This window comes from Parasphaerochaeta coccoides DSM 17374, from assembly GCF_000208385.1.
In the GTDB taxonomy this organism is placed as follows: Bacteria; Spirochaetota; Spirochaetia; order Sphaerochaetales; family Sphaerochaetaceae; genus Parasphaerochaeta; species Parasphaerochaeta coccoides.
Map to the genome: position 1 here is coordinate 13,688 of NC_015436.1, position 20,580 is coordinate 34,267.

General features: G+C 47.8%; 17 protein-coding genes. 13 read left to right on the forward strand and 4 right to left on the reverse strand.

Annotated elements, in window-relative coordinates; translation table 11 throughout:
• The first annotated feature begins 36 nt into the window (after positions 1–36).
• The 10 genes from SPICO_RS00070 (at position 37) to SPICO_RS00115 (ending at position 11,557) form a co-directional block, all read left to right on the forward strand.
• The gene (locus tag SPICO_RS00070) at positions 37–1,068 is read left to right on the forward strand and encodes an ABC transporter substrate-binding protein (RefSeq protein WP_013738652.1); all 1,032 of its coding nucleotides are present in this window, start codon (positions 37–39) and stop codon (positions 1,066–1,068) included.
• A 100-nt stretch (positions 1,069–1,168) separates the two neighbouring features.
• Positions 1,169–2,662 carry a sugar ABC transporter ATP-binding protein gene (locus SPICO_RS00075; RefSeq protein WP_013738653.1) on the forward strand — a complete coding sequence of 498 codons (1,494 nt, stop codon included), beginning with the start codon at positions 1,169–1,171 and terminating at the stop codon, positions 2,660–2,662.
• A 42-nt stretch (positions 2,663–2,704) separates the two neighbouring features.
• Positions 2,705–3,652, forward strand: coding sequence for an ABC transporter permease (locus SPICO_RS00080; RefSeq protein ID WP_013738654.1), 948 nt, complete (start codon positions 2,705–2,707; stop codon positions 3,650–3,652).
• Between the two features lie 57 nt (positions 3,653–3,709).
• Positions 3,710–5,209 carry a xylulokinase gene (locus tag SPICO_RS00085; RefSeq protein WP_013738655.1) on the forward strand — a complete coding sequence of 500 codons (1,500 nt, stop codon included), beginning with the start codon at positions 3,710–3,712 and terminating at the stop codon, positions 5,207–5,209.
• A 68-nt stretch (positions 5,210–5,277) separates the two neighbouring features.
• Positions 5,278–6,828, forward strand: coding sequence for a xylulokinase (locus tag SPICO_RS00090; RefSeq protein WP_013738656.1), 1,551 nt, complete (start codon positions 5,278–5,280; stop codon positions 6,826–6,828).
• Positions 6,815–7,204 carry a hypothetical protein gene (locus SPICO_RS00095; protein WP_013738657.1) on the forward strand — a complete coding sequence of 130 codons (390 nt, stop codon included), beginning with the start codon at positions 6,815–6,817 and terminating at the stop codon, positions 7,202–7,204. Before SPICO_RS00090 ends, SPICO_RS00095 begins: the two co-directional genes overlap by 14 nt.
• 3 nt (positions 7,205–7,207) lie before the next feature.
• Positions 7,208–8,221 carry an aldo/keto reductase gene (locus SPICO_RS00100; RefSeq protein ID WP_013738658.1) on the forward strand — a complete coding sequence of 338 codons (1,014 nt, stop codon included), beginning with the start codon at positions 7,208–7,210 and terminating at the stop codon, positions 8,219–8,221.
• 31 nt (positions 8,222–8,252) lie between these two features.
• A complete protein-coding gene (rbsK, locus tag SPICO_RS00105) occupies positions 8,253–9,212 on the forward strand; it encodes a ribokinase (RefSeq protein ID WP_013738659.1) in 960 nt (319 codons plus the stop codon).
• A 253-nt stretch (positions 9,213–9,465) separates the two neighbouring features.
• The gene (locus SPICO_RS00110) at positions 9,466–10,239 is read left to right on the forward strand and encodes a GntR family transcriptional regulator (protein ID WP_013738660.1); all 774 of its coding nucleotides are present in this window, start codon (positions 9,466–9,468) and stop codon (positions 10,237–10,239) included.
• A gap of 358 nt (positions 10,240–10,597) precedes the next feature.
• Positions 10,598–11,557 carry a phosphoglycerate dehydrogenase gene (locus tag SPICO_RS00115; RefSeq protein ID WP_013738661.1) on the forward strand — a complete coding sequence of 320 codons (960 nt, stop codon included), beginning with the start codon at positions 10,598–10,600 and terminating at the stop codon, positions 11,555–11,557.
• A 164-nt stretch (positions 11,558–11,721) separates the two neighbouring features.
• On the opposite strand, the gene metK is transcribed toward SPICO_RS00115, so the two are convergent.
• Positions 11,722–12,870, reverse strand: coding sequence for a methionine adenosyltransferase (gene metK / locus SPICO_RS00120; protein WP_013738662.1), 1,149 nt, complete (start codon positions 12,868–12,870; stop codon positions 11,722–11,724).
• 148 nt (positions 12,871–13,018) lie between these two features.
• Here metK and mtnA point away from each other — a divergent pair, with 148 nt between their 5' ends.
• Positions 13,019–14,089 (forward strand): S-methyl-5-thioribose-1-phosphate isomerase, encoded by a 1,071-nt coding sequence (gene mtnA / locus SPICO_RS00125; RefSeq protein WP_013738663.1) that lies wholly within the window; start codon positions 13,019–13,021, stop codon positions 14,087–14,089.
• A gap of 81 nt (positions 14,090–14,170) precedes the next feature.
• Here the strand turns inward: mtnA and SPICO_RS00130 are convergent, their stop codons facing one another.
• Positions 14,171–15,187, reverse strand: a complete 1,017-nt coding sequence (locus SPICO_RS00130; protein ID WP_013738664.1) for an adenosine kinase — start codon at positions 15,185–15,187, stop codon at positions 14,171–14,173.
• A gap of 138 nt (positions 15,188–15,325) precedes the next feature.
• Here SPICO_RS00130 and murA point away from each other — a divergent pair, with 138 nt between their 5' ends.
• Positions 15,326–16,627, forward strand: coding sequence for a UDP-N-acetylglucosamine 1-carboxyvinyltransferase (gene murA / locus SPICO_RS00135; RefSeq protein WP_013738665.1), 1,302 nt, complete (start codon positions 15,326–15,328; stop codon positions 16,625–16,627).
• Between the two features lie 337 nt (positions 16,628–16,964).
• On the opposite strand, the gene SPICO_RS09560 is transcribed toward murA, so the two are convergent.
• Entirely contained in the window at positions 16,965–18,152 is a 1,188-nt protein-coding gene (locus tag SPICO_RS09560; RefSeq protein ID WP_013738667.1) for a sigma-54-dependent transcriptional regulator, read from the reverse strand.
• A gap of 421 nt (positions 18,153–18,573) precedes the next feature.
• Between SPICO_RS09560 and SPICO_RS00150 the strand changes: the two genes are divergently transcribed.
• Positions 18,574–19,980, forward strand: a complete 1,407-nt coding sequence (locus tag SPICO_RS00150) for a M28 family metallopeptidase (RefSeq protein ID WP_052295799.1) — start codon at positions 18,574–18,576, stop codon at positions 19,978–19,980.
• On the opposite strand, the gene SPICO_RS00155 is transcribed toward SPICO_RS00150, so the two are convergent.
• A complete protein-coding gene (locus SPICO_RS00155) occupies positions 19,958–20,572 on the reverse strand; it encodes an IMPACT family protein (protein ID WP_013738669.1) in 615 nt (204 codons plus the stop codon). The two genes, SPICO_RS00150 and SPICO_RS00155, sit on opposite strands and share 23 nt — an antisense overlap.
• Between the last annotated feature and the right edge of the window lie 8 nt (positions 20,573–20,580).

A 20,580-nucleotide genomic window follows, 5' to 3' on the forward strand; every position in this document is an offset into this window, starting at 1 on the left:
AGTATATCAGGTTGGGAAATTCCCAAAGGAGGATGTATGAAGAAAGTGCTGAAAAAGGTTGCGCTTGTGTGTCTGGTTGGAATGATTGCCATGGGTTCCTTGATGGCGCAGGGGCGTGGAGAACAGGCTGCTTCCGGGCCAAAAAATCAGAAGCCTTATAACATTGCCGTTATAATCAAGGCAACGGATTCCGATTTCTGGCAGTATTTGCTTGTTGGAGCGCTGAACTATGCTGTCGAGCATCCGGATGTTGTAAAGGTCACAACGTATGGACCTCCATCTGAAGCAGACATTGATCGTCAGGTTACGATTCTTGAGAACGTGATTTCTACTAATCCTGATGCAATTGTCATTTCTTCAACAAGTTCTGACGCGACAGTTCCGGCGCTTGAAAAAGCATATGCCGCAGGAATCAAAATCATCACTGTGGATAATAAGGTCAACACGGACAAGGTGCATACTTTTCTTGCTACTGACAACGTTCTTGGTGGTTCTTTGGCAGCAGACAAGATGGTTGAGTATTTCAAGAAGAATGACATCCCGACACAAGGAAGGAAGGTTGCCATTGTCGATGCAATGGCAGGTGTCCAGGTTCTTACTGTCAGGACAAATGGATTTATCAATCGCATGAAGCAGATTGCTCCAGAAATTGAAATCATCGCGCCTCGTTATGTCGATAATGATATCTTGAAGGCGATGAATGTCACCAATGATTTGATTACGACTCATGGGGACAGTTTGATTGGTATTTTTGGCAATAATAACCACTCGGCGGATGGTGTTGCCCGCTCTGTCGCGGAAAGGAACCTTGGCAACAAGATTATAGTCACGGCTTATGATTCTGATCCTGAAGAAGTTGCCGCCATCAAGAGTGGCGTTGTAAAAGCCATCATGGTACAGGATCCATATGGTATGGGATACAAAGGAGTTGATTTCGCTGTACGTGCCATCGAAGGAGCGACATTGCCGGAATATGTTGATACCGGAGTTGTCATTGTTGAGCAACACAATGTAAATGATTCTGCCGTTCAGGGTATCTTGGATCCGTTTACAATGAAAAAATATTGAGAGACAACATAGAATTCTTGCCCGGATTTGTCCGGGCAAGATTGTTTTTGAAGCCAAGTCGAGGAAAATCTCTAGTCTTTCATATACGCGAGGCAAGACAATGAATGATGGGACTCTTTTACAACTTAAAAATATTTCAAAGAGCTTTCCGGGAGTAAAAGCCCTGGATAATGTAAGCTTCTCTATCTGTCCGGGGGAAGTTCATGGATTAGTGGGTGAGAACGGGGCAGGAAAATCAACAATCATCAAAATCATCATGGGGGTTTATCAACGTGATGGTGGTGAAATGTTGCTGGATGGAGAAGATTATTCACCTCACAATGTCATTGACTCGGGGAAAGTGGGGCTGAGTACAGTCTATCAGGATTTGAATCTGGCAACGCATCTCTCCATCGGAGAAAATTTCTTCATGGGAGATTTCCCAAAGAAAAAAACTGGATTGATTGATTGGGACAAAGTTCATGGGGATGCTCGCGCAATATTGGAAGATTTACATATCAATGTTGATACCAGGTTGAAAATCACAGAGCTTTCTCCCGCTGTACAGGAAATGGTTGCAATCGCCAAGGCAGTCCATGGAAAGGCACGCTTGGTTGTTTTTGATGAACCCACCGCGTTGCTGAGCAACGAAGAAGTCGATATCCTTTTTTCCATCATCAGAAAATTGAAATCTGAAGGGGTAGCCATCCTCTATATTTCACATCGGTTGGAAGAAATCTTCAGGGTTTGTGATACTGTCACGGTTTTCAAAGATGGTAGACATGTAAAAACTTTGCCCGCGAAGGAAACCAACCAAGAAGATTTAATTGCGCTTATGGTCGGTCGCGCTTTGACCAACATGTATGATATTGAACATCATGTCTCTGATAAAGAGGTTCTGAAAGTAGCGAATTTTTCCAGGGCAAAAGCTTTCGATGATATTTCCTTCTCAGTCAATGCTGGAGAAATATTTGGAATGTTTGGTCTGGTCGGTTCAGGAAGAACGGAAGTCGTCAGGGCAATTTTTGGAGCGGATCCCAAAGATAAAGGGGACGTGTTCCTCAATGGTAAACAACTTCAGATTGAGAAACCTCTTGATGCAATATCAGCAGGAATCGGATTGGTACCGGAAGACAGGAAGCAACAAGGATTGGCGATGTCTTTGTCCGTCAAGAAAAATATCAACCTTGCTTCATATAAAAGTATTTCACGCTTCTCCTTTATAAATAGCAAGAAAGAGCAGCAGCGCGCCCTTCTTTATCAGAACAGGCTTCGGATCAAGACACCACATGTTGACCAGATAGTGAAGAATCTATCCGGTGGTAACCAGCAGAAAGTAGTCATCAGCAAATGGCTGTGTGGAAAAAGTCAGGTTTTTATTTTTGATGAGCCGACCGTCGGCGTTGATGTAGGAGCGAAACAGGAAATTTATCAATTGATTGAGAGTTTAACGAAAGACGGACATGCGATAATCATCATTTCTTCTTATTTGCCGGAAGTTATGGGTCTTTCAGATAGGATAGGAGTTTTTCATGAAGGGAAAATGGGGCGGATAGTCCCTCGTGAAGACTTTGAGGAAGAAAAACTCCTGCGTTATGCATCAGGGTTGAAATAAAAACCAAGCCCATTAATGGGCTTTATTATTAGGAGAAAAATAATGCTTAATGGAAATGGTATCAGAAAAAAATTATATAGTTTTCAAGAGTTGAATTTATTGGTCATTGTCATCGTGCTTATGGTTTTTCTCTCATTTGTGACTAAAAATTTTCTTACTCTGATGAATTTAGAGAATTTAGTCCGTCAGACAGCGATAAATGGTATCATCTCGCTTGGTATGACTTTCATCATCATGTCAGGGGGCATCGACTTGTCTGTTGGTTCAATTCTTGGTATCGCAAGCATTGTGGTTTCCAAGTTCCTGGTTGGAGGAATGCCAACTTTTCCGGCATTTATCGTTACTTTGGCTGTAGCAGCTTTTTTGGGAGCTGTAAATGGTCTGGTAATTCACTACGGCAAAATTCCTCCGTTTGTAGCGACTCTTGGAATGTCACAGGCTGCGCGTGGTATTGTAATGCTTCTGTCTAATGCCCGTATGGTTGCCGGGTTGCCCAAAAAGTTTACTGAATTTGCCCAGAATCACTTCTTGGGGATTCCTAATCTTTTTTTCGTGTGGCTGGTCATCATTCTGATTACATACATCATTACTTCCCGGACAACATTTGGAAGAAACGTTTTTGCCGTGGGGAGCAACCGGGAGGCTGCCCGCCTGTCCGGTATCAGCATTCCGAAAGTGACCATTATGGTTTATCTGATTGGCGGCTTACTTGCTGGGATTGCAGGTATCTTGATGACTTCTCGCCTGGGAAATGGGATTCCTACGGCAGGGCAAGGGTATGAGACGGATGCCATAGCTTCAGCGGTTGTCGGTGGAGCCAGTCTGAGTGGTGGCGCCGGAACCATCCTTGGAACAGTCTTGGGTGCAATGCTCATTTCTGTAATTCAAAATGGGGGGAACTTGCTCGGTATCAATCCTTTCATTCTCCAGATTGTCATTGGCGTGCTGATTGTTGCTTCCGTATGGATTGACCAGAGCAGAAAGTCATAAGGTGAGGCAGTATTTTTTCTCTTGAGGATGAATCTTTATTGAAATAGGTGGTAAACGATGAGCAAATATATACTTGCACATGACTTAGGTACATCAGGAAATAAGGCAACACTGTTTGATGATGAAGGAAAGATGGTTGCTAGTGCTGTATATCCATATTCAATGAAGGTTTTTAATGGTAACTGGGCTGAACAGAATCCCCAGGACTGGTGGAATGCGGTATGTTATTCCTCTCGGTCAGTCTTGGCGTCCATTCCTCCGGGAAAGCTCGCAGGAGTTTCTTTCAGCGGTCAAATGATGGGATGTCTCTGTGTTGATTGCAATGGAGAGCCTTTGCATGATGCTCTTATATACTGTGACCAACGTAGCGATGTACAGGAAAAAAAGTTCATCGAAAAGATGGGATTCCAAAATATATTCACTATTACCGGACACAGGCCAAGTTCTTCGTACAGCCTCACCAAGCTTTTGTGGATAAAAGAGAACCTTCCAGATGTATATGCCAAAACCAACAAGGTTCTTCAAGCAAAAGACTATATGAACTTTCTCCTGACCGGAAATATGTTCACAGACTGGAACGATGCATCGGGTACTAATGCTTTTGATATCAGGACATTCTCCTGGTCTCAAGAAATACTTGATGGAATGGGAATAAAAGGAACATTGTTTCCGGATGCCGTACCATCTCACACTGTCATTGGAAGGGTTAGCAAAAAAGCTTCCGAAGTAACGGGAATTCCGGCGGGAACCCCTGTGGTTGTTGGTTCGGGAGATGGCGGCAGTGCTTCTATGGGAGCTGCTTCCATTTCTTTTGGGAAGCCATATTGTTACATGGGGTCGTCTTCATGGGTATCGATAGCATTGGATCGACCATTTAAGGACAAGATGGATTCAGCATTCAATTGGGCACATCCCGTCCAAGGCATGTACCAACCATGCGCGACAATGCAGACGGCGGGAAGCGCGATATCTTGGTTTTGCCAGACGTTTTTTGGATCTACGGAAGGAAAGGATTTGGATCACATGGGCGCACTTGCGGAAACATCTCCCACTGGAGCCAATGGACTGTATTTCTTACCCTATCTCCTTGGCGAAAGATCTCCATGGTGGGATTCGCATGCTCAAGGGACTTTTGTCGGGATGAACCTGAATACATCTTTCTCTGATTTTTGTCGCTCGGTCTTTGAAGGTATAGCTATGAATCTCAATGCTTCCTTGAAATTCATGCTTGGGGCTGTTCCTGACCGTAGCCTCATGTTCATTGGCGGTGGAGCCCAGGGAAAAGCTCTCCGCAGGATACTTGCGGATGTTTCTGGCTGTACTGTTCAGATTCCTAAATATCTCACTGAAGCCACAAGCATGGGAGCTGCCCTGCTCGGTGGCGTCGGGACGGGAATCTATAAAGATTATTCTATCATCGAAAAAATGAATCCTATTGTGGAAACCATTGAGCCTGATATGGAAAAACATGAGTTCTACAAGAAACATTCAGAAAATATGGCAGGTGCTTACCAGTCTTTGAAACAGTGGTATCCACAAAACATGCATATTGGCTAGACGAAATCCAATTTCTGTAGAACCAGTTTGTACTGTCAATACACAGAACCAATGTCCAAGGAGTCAACATGAGTCGGAAGTACATCCTTTCTCATAATCTCGGAACAACAGGGAACAAGGCTGTTCTATACGATGAGAATGGGCAAATAGAACGCTCTTGGTTATCATCGTACCGGTCTCATTATTTTCCGGGGAATAAAGTTGAACAGGTTCCTGATGACTGGTGGAAGGCCGTGTGTGAATCTACCTATCGGGTCATGCGGGGGATTAATGAAAAATCTGTTCAGGTAGTGACATTCAGTGGTCAGATGATGGGCTGTCTATGTCTTGATCAGCACGGGGAGCCTGTCGGGAACTCCATCATATGGGCGGACAGCAGAGCATCACGCGAGGCAAAAGCCTTGGCTGCACAGATTGATGAAAGGCTTTTCTACCAGATTACCGGGCACCGGATTAGTTCTTCATATTCGGCGGAAAAAATCTTATGGATTATGAATCACGAACCTGAACGGTTTCGCATGACTTCCAAAATAGTCCAGGCAAAAGATTATATAGTTTACAGATTGACAGGTCAGCTTTATACGGATTTCTCAGATGCATCAGGTACGCATCTGCTTAATATAGAAGAAAAGCGGTGGTCACGTACTATCTTGTCTATACTTGGGTTAAGTGAAGATCTGCTTCCGGATATCGTACCATCTACCCAGTCAGTCGGAAAAATCACCTTTGAAGCAGCAGAACAGACAGGCCTTCTTCCAGGGACGCCTGTCGTCATTGGTGCCGGAGATGGAATCTGTGCTGCTATTGCAGCGGGGTGTACCGATGTTGACGATGCCTATCTCTATTTTGGATCTTCGGCGTGGATTGGACTCTGTAAAGAAAAACCGTATCTTGACGAACAATTCAGAATCTTCAATTGGGCAGGGATTGATGAGAAACGTTATTCGCCATGCGGAACAATGCAGGCGGCGGGAGCTAGTCTTGATTGGCTGAAAGACGAAATGGCTCAGGATGAAATTTCCCAGGCTATGGTTCAGAAAATCGCTCCACAGACTTTGATTGAACAAGAGCTGCTACAATCCTCACCCAGTGCTAATGGCCTTATTTTTCTGCCTTATTTGCTGGGAGAAAGAAGTCCGTATTGGAATCCCAATGCGAAAGGGGCGTTCATTGGATTGCAGAAAAATCATACGAAAGCAGATATTTACCGGGCGGGTTACGAAGGAGTGGCGTTGAATCTGAAAATAATCTGGAAATCCCTTTTGCCAATAATCAATGCTAAAGAACTTGTCCTTACCGGAGGGCAAGCAAACAGTATTTTCAACAGGCAACTGATTGCAGATGTATTGGACATTCCAGTTTTGACGACTAACCATATCGGTGACAGCAAGAATTTTGGAGCAGCGATTATCGGTGGAATAGGGATTGGCATGTATGATGATGTTTCTGTGGCAAAGAAACTAACGGTGAAAGAAAGTCGGTTAGAACCTAATCCGGAAAATGTCAGGATTTATGAAAAACTTATTGGTATTTTTGAAGATGCATACAAATCACTGGAAAGCATCTTCCTCAAATTAGATCAATACAATGCATGGAGGAACTCACGTGAAATACAATAACGGCATATTATATGTAGCGGGCGTGGACAAAGCGTGCGAAAGGGTTGGTTTGGATTTCAATGTCGTATTCGGGGATATCGCAATACATTCTGACAGTCCTTATCGAAACCATGACTGGCAAGTCAGGGAAAATAAAGATTTCATTGTTATTAATGCAGTTCCAGATGCTGAAAACGTCGATTGTCTTTTCTGGGAAGAGTGGTATCTCCATGAGGGAGAGATTCATCATCACTTGTTGTCCTTATGGAAACCAGAAGTCTGGGATGAACAATTCATCGGACCTGAAGATGATGACTTGCATCCGGATATTGCTTTCTCCCGTACCTGGTATGTGCGTGACTTGAAGGATATGACACCTGTTCTGCTCAGGAGATAGAAGATGGAATATCGTTATTTTGGAAACACAGGCATACAGATTAGTCCTCTTGGATTCGGTGTACAGACTTTTGGATGGAATGTAGGGAAGAAAGAGGCTATCAGGCTTTTCCATAAGTATACCGAATGGGGCGGAAATTATTTTGATACAGCGGATTCTTACAATGAAGGAAAATCAGAGGAAATCCTTGGGGACTGTCTGGTTGAAAGCAAGAAACGTAATGATCTGATTATAGGAACAAAAGTATTTTTCCCAACGGGACAAACCCCAAATGACTCCGGAGCAAGTCGTCGTCACTTGATTTCCAGTGTAGAAACCAGTCTAAGACGGCTCAGGACAGAATGGATAGACTTATTGCAGATACATTGTTTTGATGCGCGTACCCCGGCAGAAGAAACTTTACGGGCATTGGATGATTTAGTGAAGTCGGGAAAGGTTCGCTATATTGGCGCATCCAACTATACTCCATCGGAAATGATGCGGGCGCTGATGATTTCCCAATTTCAGAGGATGAACTCATTTGTTTCACTGCAAACGGAATATAGTCTGCTGGTTCGTTCTCCTGAGTGGGAGCTTCTTCCGTTATGTCAGGAAAATGGCGTGGGTGTCTTTGCATGGTCTCCTTTGGCCGGCGGTTGGCTGACAGGAAAATATCGGCGAGATGTCATTCCGGAAAACAGTCGGGCTGGTCGGAAGGATCGGTGGGATGACGCAACCGAACAGAGAGGGACTGAGAAAGCCTATGATATCATAGATTGTCTTTTAGCTATTTCTTCTGAACTCAAAGTAACGCCAGTTCAGATTAGTCTTGCATGGATGCTCAGGAATCAGGACGTTTTTCCTCTGATTGGAGCCCGTACAGTGGAACAGCTGGACGAAAATCTGAAAAGTGTTGAAGTTCGTCTGAACAAGGCTCATATCCAAGCATTGAATGATGTGAGCAATCCGGGATTGCCGGCTCCTTATAGTTTCATTGAAAGGTATGGTCGGAAAGATAAAAGAAAAAACGTATTGTAGCATGAGGAAATAGCGTGAGGAAAAAGAATACATGAAAGAACCTTTAAAAATAATGATTGTTGGAAGTTTTGTGGTAGATTTGATGGCTCGTTCTGAAACGCTGCCCATACCAGGACAGACGGTCAAGGGCTCTTTTTTCAAGATGGGGCCAGGAGGAAAAGGTTCTAACCAGGCAGTTGCGGCATTTCGTTCAGGAGGAGACGTATCTTTTTTAACAAAAATCGGAAGGGATCTTTTTTCTTCTGTTGCACTTGATTTCTATCATTCTGAAAAGATGGATACTTCCCTTGTTTTTAAGGATGCTACGCAGAACACAGGAATCGCGCTTATAATGGTAGATGAAAAATCACAGAACAGCATATCAGTGGTTCCTGGCGCTTGCAGTTCCATAACTTTTCAGGAAATCACGAAAGCTTCCGGAGTTTTGAAGCGTGCCAAGGTTTTTCTTACTCAGCTTGAAACAAATTTAGATATCATCCCCTATGCAGTAGGAAAAGTACGAGAAAACCAAGGAACGACTATTTTGAATCCAGCTCCGGCTCAACCATTATCTGATGCGTTTCTTGCTTTGTTTGATATCATCACGCCAAATGAGACAGAAGCTTCAATTCTCTCAGGAGTCAAGGTTGTGAACCGAGAAAGCGCTGAAAAAGCCGCGGACGTCCTGATAGGCAAAGGAGTGAAAACAGTTCTCATCACCATGGGGGCGCAAGGGGTTTTCCTAAAAGAAAGAGGATCACGGTCACAATTTTTTCCAGCACTTCCTGTCAAGGTTATCGATACGACGGGAGCCGGGGATGCCTTTAATGGGGGTCTTGCTGTTGCTCTCTCCGAAGAAAAAAGCCTTCAGGATTCGATTTTGTTTGCCACGGCGGTAGCCGCGCTTTCCGTGACGAAAATTGGTACAGCTCCTTCTATGCCTTTGCGGACGGAGGTCGATCAGTTTTTTTCCAGTGTGGACAAGGACGCCTACTTTGCTTCTATTGAATAGATGAAATATGTGATGTACAGAATCCGTGTAGTTTTGTTTTTTGTGTGAAGGGAATACATACAAAATCAGAGGAATCCTGCTAATTCCGGAGCGAACGGAGTAATCAGTTACTCTCTATTTTTTGCTATATCGCATGACTGAAAACTCGTTTCTGGTTTTTCTCGGTATTTTACGGTATATACATGTATGCAAAGACGTGGTATGACATGTCTTATAGAGAGGGGCTTATTTTTCTGAAGGTAGACAATCATTTATGCGAAACACCTTTTTTTACGGCAAAAAGCTGAACAAAAGCAAAACCTTCCCTTTATATTATCAACTCAAGATGCTGCTTAGGGAATTCATGGCTTTTGAGGACAGCTTCGCTATGTTTCCTACAGAAAAAGAACTGGCCGAACATTTTCAAATTTCACGATCTACAGTTCGTCAAGCTTTTCGAGAGTTGACCGATGAAGGGAGTATCATTCGTCATAAGGGCAAGGGAACAATGACGGCTCCCAAAAAATATAGACAGGATTTTTTGTATGTCCTTGAAAGTTTTAATGATGAAATGTTACAGAAAGGACTGAAGCCTTTCACCAAGGTATTGGATTTATCTCTGCATGAAGCATCTCAACAGGTCGCTGCGGGACTCAATATCGTTCCCGGATCTTCTGTCATTCGGTTGGTACGGACGCGGGGAGTGGATAAGCATCCCATGGTCATCGTGACGACATATCTTCCCAATACATATGGACTGGAAGCCTTGTTGCATGAAGATTTTGAAAATAATTCTTTGTATAAAATCTTAGAAGATAAGTATCGCCTTCCTATAGATAAAAGCAAACGTTTTCTGGAAGTCCGTTTGGCGGATGGATGTGAGGCAGAACAGCTTGGCATTCCTTTCGAGTCCCCCATACAGTACATTGAAACAATTGCATACTCTCTGAATGATGCTCCTGTCGAATTTTCCTGTGCTTCTTACAGAGGTGATTTAAGTTGTTTCAGAATTGAAATCAAAAAACAAGTACATAATTCCACAGGATAAATCTCAAGAACCGGTTAGTACTACGCAAAGCTCTGCGAACTATGGCTGAACCCTTCCTGTGAGGATGAAGATAGTGGCGTCAGGTACTCTTCCGTTGTCTTTTTTGCTTCAAAACAAGACACATTCATCAGGTTTTTTTCTTATGCGTTAGAATCAACAACACGTTAGGAACAATGGATAATTATCTCTTGACATGATTTCTCTTTCATTGCATACATTACCATACATTTGTGTTCAGCGAAATCGCGTAATGGAGTCAATTCACAATGGTTTTCGGAATTCCCTTGCATCTCTTATCAGGGCAAAAAGGATCAGCTCTGATGGAATATAGATGAAATCAAAAATGGAGGAATATGAAATGAGCAGGAAACATACTGTTTTTGTCACTGCACGCTCTTTTGGCAATGCAGATGATCAGGCGCTCACGTTGCTTCGGGACCATGGATGCAACGTCATGAAGCTGGTGGCGACGGACACGGAACCGCTAACAAAGCAGCTTGAAGAAAAAATTGGTGAAGCCGATGCAATCATAGCTGGTTTGGAACCCTATACCGCGGAATTGTTGGCAAAAGCAACAAAACTCAAGGTTTTGTCCCGTTATGGTGTCGGATATGATGCCGTTGACCTCGAAGCAACACGCAAACAAAATATTGCCGTGACAATCACCCCTGGCGCAAACAGCGATTCAGTCGCGGATATGGCCGTTTCCCTCATGCTCTCTGTCGCCCGGAACATACCAATCATGGACAGCACAACAAGAAACGGTACTCCGCAACGTCCTTCCAGCGTTGAAATGTGGAGAAAGACCTTGGGAGTGATTGGTACGGGACGTATTGGAAAAGGAGTCATTAAACGATGCCTTGGCTTTGAAATGCGGGTTCTCTGTCATGATGTATATCAAGATCCGGAACTGTTGACCATGAAAGACGTGACATATACCGATCTTGAGACGCTGATAAGCAATAGTGACTTCATCAGCATCCATACTCCTTTGACACCGGATACTCATAATCTTTTCTCCTCAGAGACTTTCAAAAAGATGAAACCCCGCGCCATCTTAGTGAATACCGCGCGCGGAGGCATCATTGATGAGAGAGCATTGTACGACGCCCTGATTGCCAAGCAGATTGGAGGGGCGGGATTAGATGTCACCAGTGGAGATGAGCCCTATGAGGGATTGCGTCATCTTCCCAACTGCATCCTGACTCCCCATGCTGGAGCGGCAACCTATGAAGCCGGTAGCAAGATGAGTTATCTTGCCGCTGAGAATGTACTGGCAGTCTTGGAAGGCAGGGAATGTAAGAACATAGTTTCCTGATGTTCTGAACTGCATGGCGACAGAATCATTGTCCCGGTGAAAAAAACAATTGCGGTCAATATATCATCTACGTAAAAGCCTTGCCGAAAATACACCAGCAAGGCTTTTACGAGTCGGCGACATCGTGAATTGACTAAGGAATATTCCCCATTCTGCTCCCATGTTTACAAATCAACCTGTCCCACCTGTTCCCATGGAGCTTCCGGATGGCTGAAATGCCCATAGGTATCATAGTGACGGTATATGGGACGGAGCAGGTCGAGCTGGGCTATGATGGAGGCTGGGGAGAAATTGAATTTCTCCGTGATGATTTTTTCTATCTCCCTGTCGCTTTTCTTTCCTGTTCCAAACGTGTTTACGTAGATGGAGACGGGGAAAGGAACGCCAATGGCATAGGCAACCTGCAATTCCAGACGTGATGCCAGGCCGGTTGCCACGATGTTCTTGGCCACATAGCGGGCGTAGTATGAAGCGGAACGGTCTACCTTGGAAGGATCCTTGCCACTGAAAGCGCCGCCGCCATGCCTGCCAGCACCGCCGTAGGTGTCCACGATGATTTTTCTTCCGGTCAGGCCGGTATCCGCGGCGGGGCCGCCCAAGACAAACCGACCTGTGGGATTGAAATAATACTTCGTATCACCATCCAACAGGTTCGTTCCCTCCAAGACAGGGCGGACAAGGTCTTCCAGGAATACATGCTCCAACTCCTCGCGGGTTATGTCAGGGGAATGCTGGTGGGAAAGAACCACGGAATCAATCCTCACCGGTTTATGATTATCATAGCGAATGGAAATCTGGCTCTTGGCATCAGGCCGCAGGAAAGGGAGAGTTCCATTTTTGCGGAGAAGCGCCGCTCTTTTGAGTATCTTGTGGGCATAGGTGAGAGGGGCGGGAAGATATTCCGGTGTCTCATTGGTAGCGTAGCCGAACATGATGCCTTGGTCTCCGGCTCCCTGTACGCCGAAAAGGTTCGTCTGCGCCGATACCCCCATGGCTATATCCTGTGACTGGGGAGCTATCAGGTTCGTAATCCGCACCGTATCGGCGGCGAAACCGGAACCTTCTTCCGTATAGCCGATGTCCCTGATGACCGAACGGACGATATCATCGACCGCCAGCTTTGCCTGTGTCGCAACCTCTCCGCCAATGATGACCGTGTTCGCAGTGACGAAAGTTTCGATGGCGACGCGTGAAAGCGGATCCTGGGACAAGGCTGCATCAAGAAGGGCGTCGGAAATCTGGTCGCTTACCTTGTCAGGATGTCCTTCGCTGACGGATTCTGAAGAAAAAAGATAAGAAGATTGTATAACCATGCTGAGGTTCTCCCTTTTAGCAATTATATTTGCGACGCCTGCAAGCCGGGAGCTTTTCAAATCGGCGTCGTAGTCTTGCCCGATACTATACAGATGATACTGGAGAGATTCAACAGACAAAGGTATAATATGGCTTTGGAGGATATTCATGACATCATATGCACTACATGACATACCGGATGTGGAAAATGTGACAATCTCACCGGATGCCCGCCATGTCAGGATCATAGACCAGACGCAGTTGCCGATGCGTCGTGTTTTTCTGGATATTTCACAGCGTGAGGACATGTATGAAGCCATCCATTCCTTGCGTGTCAGAGGAGCCCCTGCCATAGGCATCTTCGCGGCCTACAGCATGGCTGTCCTGGCCACGGGTATTGACGGGCTTCCCTATGGAGAGTTCCGCGACAGGCTTGGACAGATGGGTACGTATCTTGATTCTTCCCGCCCTACCGCGGTCAATCTTGGATGGGCAATCCGCCGTATTATGGCGGTTGTCGATGCTTTTCCAATGAAAAAAGTGCCAGAAATAGTCTCTCTTGTCTGCCAGGAGGCTATCGCCATCCAAGAGGAGGATATTGGGATGTGCCGGAAGATTTCCTCTTATGGCCTGTCCCTGGTCAAGGACGGGGACGGCATCCTGACACACTGCAACGCAGGGCCTCTGGCTACCAGCAGGTACGGTACGGCATTGGGGCCTTTGTTCCTCGGCAAAGAGAAAGGGATGACATTCCATGTGTACGCTGATGAGACAAGACCTTTGCTCCAGGGCGCTCGCTTGACTTCTTACGAACTCCATCAGGCGGGAATAGATGTCACCCTGATCTGTGACAACATGGCTTCCTTGGTGATGAAGCAGGGGAGGATACAGGCATGTTTCGTTGGATGCGATCGGATTGCGGCAAACGGAGATGTCGCGAACAAGATAGGAACCAGCGGCGTCGCCATCCTTGCGCGTCATTATGGGATTCCTGTCTATGTCCTCGGCCCGTGGTCAACCGTTGACCTTGCCTGCCGGACAGGAGATGACATTGAGATTGAACTGCGTGACGGGGATGAGATAAAGAAGAAGTTCTTCGCGGAACCCACCGCGCCGGAAGGCGTAGCCTGCTATAATCCGGCTTTTGATGTGACGGATCATTCTTTGATTTCCGCAATCGTCACGGACAGAGGCATCTGCCGACCGCCCTTCACGGAAAGTCTCATGGCACTATCATGAGACGGGACGTGCTGGAATGACAAGACCGGAAAGATAATGCTGAAAAGACACCGCTGGGGGATGCCGACAGACCGCCTGATGCTATGGAGCTGGCCGCCATGAACCATCTTCCAGCGCAGTCCTGAGACGGAGGGCTTTCTCCTCGGTGAATTGGGCGCCTTGCTGGGAGATGGTTTCTCCCGCCAGGAATGAAGCGATTTCCCCTGAATCATCGGTGGTTCGTCCGGTGCATAGTCCGTAGAGGAAACCTGCGGCGTAGATGTCTCCGGCGCCTGTGGTATCGACAGGCTCCAGGGAACCCAGTACCGGTATCCTCACTACTTTCCCCGCCCGTGATATGTAGGAACCGCGTTTTCCATCCTTGACAATGGCAATGCGGCAGAGTTTGCCCATGCTCCTGCAACATTCATGAGGGTCGTAGTTGTTGAACAGGATGCGGGCTTCCTCGCTGTTTGCAAAAACAATGTCGCAATAGTCGGTGATGATTCTGAGGAAGGTGTCACGGTACCGGCCTACGGCAAAGGAGTCCGCGACATCGAACGCTACAATGATATCCCTGTTCCGTGTCTCTTTCAGGGCAGTCATGATGGCATTCTGTTGTTCAGGGGTGTCCCACATATAGCCCGTGAAATAGAAGACATCGGACAGGCGGAGGGACTCAAGGACGATGTCATGGGCAGAGTAGAACCGGTTGGCCCCCAGATATGTGTTCATGGTGCGTTCAGAGTCAGGAGTGACCAAGATGATGGAAGAACCGGTCGGCTCCGAAGATAGCGCCAGTTCATTGCGAACCCCCATGATCCGAAGCCTGTCCGCGTACATCTTGCCGAATGCATCATCACCTATCTTCCCGGCGAGCGTAGTGTCAACGCCCATGGCATGCAAAGTAATCAGTGTGTTGGGACAGTCCCCGCCAGGAGTGATCACGCTTGTTCGTCCGCTGAGGAAGGCTTCCAATTCGAGACGTTTGCGTTTGTCAGTCAGATGCATCGTGCCCTTGTGCAGACCCAGGCGTGCCAGCTCATCGTCTGTGACTGATGTGATGATGTCGATCAGTGTGTTTCCTATTCCATAGACACGGGCCGAAGGATTTCTCATGAAACCATAGTAACCGCAATGTTCCGTGGATTCAACCGTGAGCGTGAACAAAACATCGACCGGAACAGAAAGAGCGGAGATTTCCGTTCTTGCTAATACCTTCCGCTGCGGGTAGGATGGGGACAGAGGAGACTGAATATGGCTCAGAACCAAGGCGGCCGCTATATCATTGACGGAGGCAGGCCGGTATCCGGGACTGTCCGCATCAGTGGCAACAAGAATGCGGCGCTTCCCTGTCTTGCCGCCACGCTCCTTGCCAGGGAACCGGTGACGCTGCGCAACATTCCACGCATAGCCGATGTCGGCGTCATGGTGGAGCTGCTTGAGATTCTTGGGATGCGGGTGGAGAACCGGGAACCGGGAGTCTACCATATCAGCGGTACGCCGTCCGTCCGTGACCTTCCTTATACCTTGGTTGATGCCGTGAGGGGATCCATACTTCTTGTCGGGCCATTGGTTGCGCGGTGCGGAGCGGTACGGCTTCCCCCTCCCGGTGGAGATGTCATAGGCCTGCGTCGGCTGGACACTCATTTCTCCGTGCTGGAAGCCTTGGGCGCCACGTGCGTCCTTCATGACAACGGTCTTCTGGATGTCCGCACGCCATCAGGACTGTCCGGAACTGATGTTTTCCTGGACGAAGCCTCTGTCACCGCGACAGAAAATGCCGTCATGGCCGCCTCGGTAGCGTCAGGAACGACTATCCTGCGCAATGCCGCCTGTGAACCGCATGTCCAGGATCTCTGCTCCATGCTGAACCAGATGGGAGCGAAAATCAGCGGGATTGGTTCTAATCTCCTTGTCATAGAAGGCGTCGCCGAACTGCATGGCTGTGATTTCACCATTGGCTATGATTACATGGAGGCAGGTTCTTTCATTGGACTTGCTGCGGCCACCCGTGGGACTTTAATCCTGGAAGGGACTGATGGTCATGATGTTCCCATGATTCGGAACGGATTCGCCCGGCTGGGAATAGAATGGGAGTCCCTTGCAGGGAATCGTCTCGTTGTTCCCGCGGAGCAGAGGTTGTCCATAGTCAGGACGGTGAACGGAGGGACGCCGAAACTGGACGATGCTCCCTGGCCGGGATTCCCGGCGGATCTGCTGAGCATCATGACTGTCGTCGCTACCCAGGCAAAGGGAAACATCCTGATACATGAAAAGATGTTTGAGTCACGGATGTTCTTCATCGACTGGTTGATTCGGATGGGGGCGGATATCATCCTCTGTGATCCCCATAGGGCGGTCGTCACCGGCCCCATGGCCTTGACTCCAGCTCGGCTCACCAGCCCGGATGTCCGTGCCGGCATGGCGTTGATAATAGCGGCTCTCTGCGCTGAGGGGCGTTCAGAGATACAGAATGTCTACCAGGTTGAACGCGGATACGAGGATCTTGTAGGCAAATTGAAAATCCTGGGAGCTGCAATTGAGAGGGTCGAATAATCCACAGGCCTAAATACCGTGTTGCAATGAGTTGCATGGATGAGAGGGTAAGTTGTTCATAGGTTATCCACAAGTTATCCACAGGCTGGTATGCCTTGGTTGGGCAGGGGGAGCATGGCAATGGGATAACCACTGCCGACGTCAATGGGGAGGTCTGTCCTTGGTTTTTAGGCAATTAATTATATATTATAGAATTACAAAAAATAAAATTGTTAAAATTCCATTAAGAAGTTATATAATTCTTATGTTGAAACACCATACAAAGACATGATAGTTGGCAAGGAAAAATAAAAGCTGTCCACAGGTTATCCACAGGCTGGAATTTGTCATGGATTTGTCATCCCGCGTGGTTTCCATCTAATGATTCCTTGCTGATTTCCAGTATTTCTTGCCTGGAAGATAATATACGTGCCCTGTCCAGGACGCTGAACAGTTCTCTGATGTTTCCCTCCCATTCCCGGCTCATGAGAATGTCCATGCCCTTCGGGGAGACGTGCCGGGTTTCTCCTGCCTGCTCAAGATAATGGCGGCATAATTCCGGTATATCATCCTTCCTTTCCCGTAAAGGAGGCATGTGGATGTTCAGATGATTGAGCCGATAATAATAGTCCGGACGGAGAACCCTTGAATCCTTGAGTTGAGCCAATGAAAGGCAGGAAGCTGAAATGAGACGGAAATGTGAAACCTGTTCCTTCGTTGTTCCGATTTTCGTATAGGTGTGGTTTTCCTGCGCCCTGAGCAGCTTGGCTTGTGTTGGTAAGGAAAGCTCCTGTATTTCATCAAGGAAAAGAGTGCCGCCCGTTGATTCTCCAATCAGACCTTCGGAGTCGCAATGGGCGTCGGTATATGCACCTCGGACTTTCCCAAAGAGGATGGCGTCAACCAGGTTTCCGCGCAAGGACGAGCTGTTCACCCGCAGGATTTTTCCTTTCAGTCCGGAAAAATGATGGAGCATGTCCGCGCAGATTTCCTTCCCGGTGCCGGTTTCTCCTGAGATATGCACAGGGACATGCGTCTGAGGGGCGAACAGTAATATCTGCTCCCTTACTTTCTCCATGACGGACGAGGAACCGACAAGATGTGTGCGCAGGAATGCGTGATCCGCGCATTTTCTGTCACGGGGTTCGTATGACTCATGGACGGACTCACAAACGGAAGCGTCTCTGGCGTGGACGAATCGACTGATGATTTGAGGCAAGTGGTCGGTCGTCCATGCATCTTCGTATGAAAGGGAAAACAGGCAATGACCCAATTTCTGCATGGGGAGGGGAATTTTTCCAGCTTTGTAAAGTTCGATGACCAGGCAGCCGGGATATGTTTCTTTAATCCAGCTGACGAGGAGTGGTGGATTGATTTCCTTGGTGCCGTGGGTATCGATGATGACAACATTGGGAGGCTTCATGTTTTTCCGGCAGTAGGTGAAAAAATCTTCCTGCGTGGAGACCTTCAGGCATTTGTATCCCAAGACTTTGTTCACCGCTGTACGTACATGACAGTCTCCTGTGATCAGGAGGGGAGTTACCATAGACAGCTCTTTTTACATGTGGATTACCCCTGTAGACAAACAAAAGCCGCCATGTGGGGACAATAAAAAGAACATACACCTACCGAATAAAAAAATAAATAAAGAATTTTAAAAACCAGAGGAAAATGCTTCCGCATTACGGAAATCTGAAAAAACGGCCACCCAAAAAACAGTTTCCGCAAGGGGAGAAACGATAGGTGATGGAGAACTTCAGAAATCTTTCATCCTCAGCTGCAAAGCGATAATTTTCTCCCAGGTTTCCGGAAACACTATTCGCCCGCTTGCTAAAGGAACTTCCCCGGCCGCATGATTGGGAGCCTCCTTGAGGAGAACAGGCGCAGACAACACGAATATGGTAACCGAAGATCGGCCACAGTTTCGGTGATTGACAGCATCGGCCTCTGTGGGCATGATGAAAAACATGGTACGGATACATTGGCCGTGGAGCAAGAAAAAATCACCAGATTCATCCTTCCGAAAAGAAAAAACGGCAACTCAAGACAGTCTTCCACGGGTAGCGGCACTTGCCGCCGCAGCGTTGCGCCGTACACGGGAAATCATCGGATTGACCGGCTCCCGGCTTGCCGGTTCACAGGCCGCGCGGGATGCAGCGAAGCTGTTGCATGACGACTTGGCAAAAGTCTGTGATTCCACCGCAAGCCAGACATTTCTCATGAATGTCGGCTCATATGCCGGATGGATACGCTGGGTTCCACTGCTCTATATCATTGCCCTTGCCTTTGCCTGGGCATCCCTGCCGATGGTTTCGTTCATTTTGTTCCTCATATGCGCTTTCTATGCCATCAATCAGTTCATTTTCTTCCGACCTGTCGGGGAAATAACCCATCCCAAGGATGAAGGAATCAATGTTCACGGGGTGATAGAACCGTCGGGACAAGCGCGGAGAACCATTGTATTCAGCGGACACCATGACAGTGCCCGGTTGGACACATTCAGTACCGGAAGCAAGAAGGAGTATATGTCCACGGTTTTCCTGCCTTTCGCCTGCTGCATGTTTCTCTTTGCCGTGGTCGCAGTACTGACTGTCGGTTCCCTGTTCGGGCATTCTGTCGTTCCGTGGCGTTCGGTTCCCGTACTTGCCCTCCTTGTCATCGCAACTGTCTTATGGAAGATGGTGCTTCCGCTCAGGACATTCTTTTCTGAAGAAGCATCGCCCGGAGCCGGAGATAACCTGGTTTCCTCCTGTATTGTCATTGAGCTGGCCAGATATTTCCGCGCCCGTACCCGCAGAGGGAACCCCTTGGTCGGAACCCGATTGGTTTTTGCCAGCTTCGACGGTGAGGAAGTCGGAGTACGAGGCTCTCGTGCATGGTTCTCCCGGAACAAGGAACAGCTCATCCCTCCGGGGACGCTGGGGTATCATTTCAACATCGACTGTCCCTACCGACTACAGGATGTGAGCTTCCTGTCCACTGACGCACATGGTACCGTACACCTGTCTCAGCAATTCGCCACCCAATGCGCTGACGTGGCGCAGAGCATAGGATATAATGTCCATTCCCAGAAAATGCCGCTGCTCGCCGGAGCTACCGATGCCACGGAGGGAGCACGTGCCGGGCTGTCGGCTACTACCCTGATGGGAGTGTCATGGGAGGATGGCAGGAAATCCGCGCCATATCATACGCCGGAGGATACGCCGGATGCTGTCGAACCGGAAGCGCTGGAAGCAGTCTTGGCCATTGCCATCAAGCTGGTCGGGACTTTGGACGGTTTGGACGGCGAAGACGCAATGGAAGCCAGTGAAGATGTGACGGAAAGCTCGGATGAGGACGCTCCCTTGAAGTTCAAGCGTCTGACAAAGAGGTAAGGACGACAGAGCCTTTGCCATTACTCATGTTGGTGATTAAGGTGGGCAGGTCTGCCGCGGCACTGCTGGGAAGACTCCCGTGGAACGTGACGGAGGTGTCGAGGACTTCTTCCGTGATGGTCGCCTGGCGGGAATCCAGCAGCTTTTTCACCGGTTCATACAGGTGATATCCAATGGAAATGACAAATGCGGAGCGGGGGATGAGTTCTTCTGCCGGTACTCCCGCTACCGCCAGACGGGCGCAGTCGCCATAAGCCTTTACCAGCCCTCCTGTTCCAAGGAGTGTACCGCCGAAATAGCGGATAGCCAGCACAAGGATGTCGGTGAGCAGACTGCCCCTTAGCACTTCCAGCATGGGACGTCCTGCGGTGTTCTTGGGTTCATGATCATCACTGAAAGAAAATTCGTCACCGTTTTTTCCGTAGACACCAGCATGTACGACATGAGTGGCATCTGGATAGGCGGTTTTCGTTTCCTTGACGATGAGCTTGGCTTGCACGGCGGAAGTACACGGGACGGCAATGGAGATGAAGCGGGATTTCCGAACCTCTAATTCAGTTTCGAAACGACCGGTCGGCACGCGCATCGTCATGGCTCCGT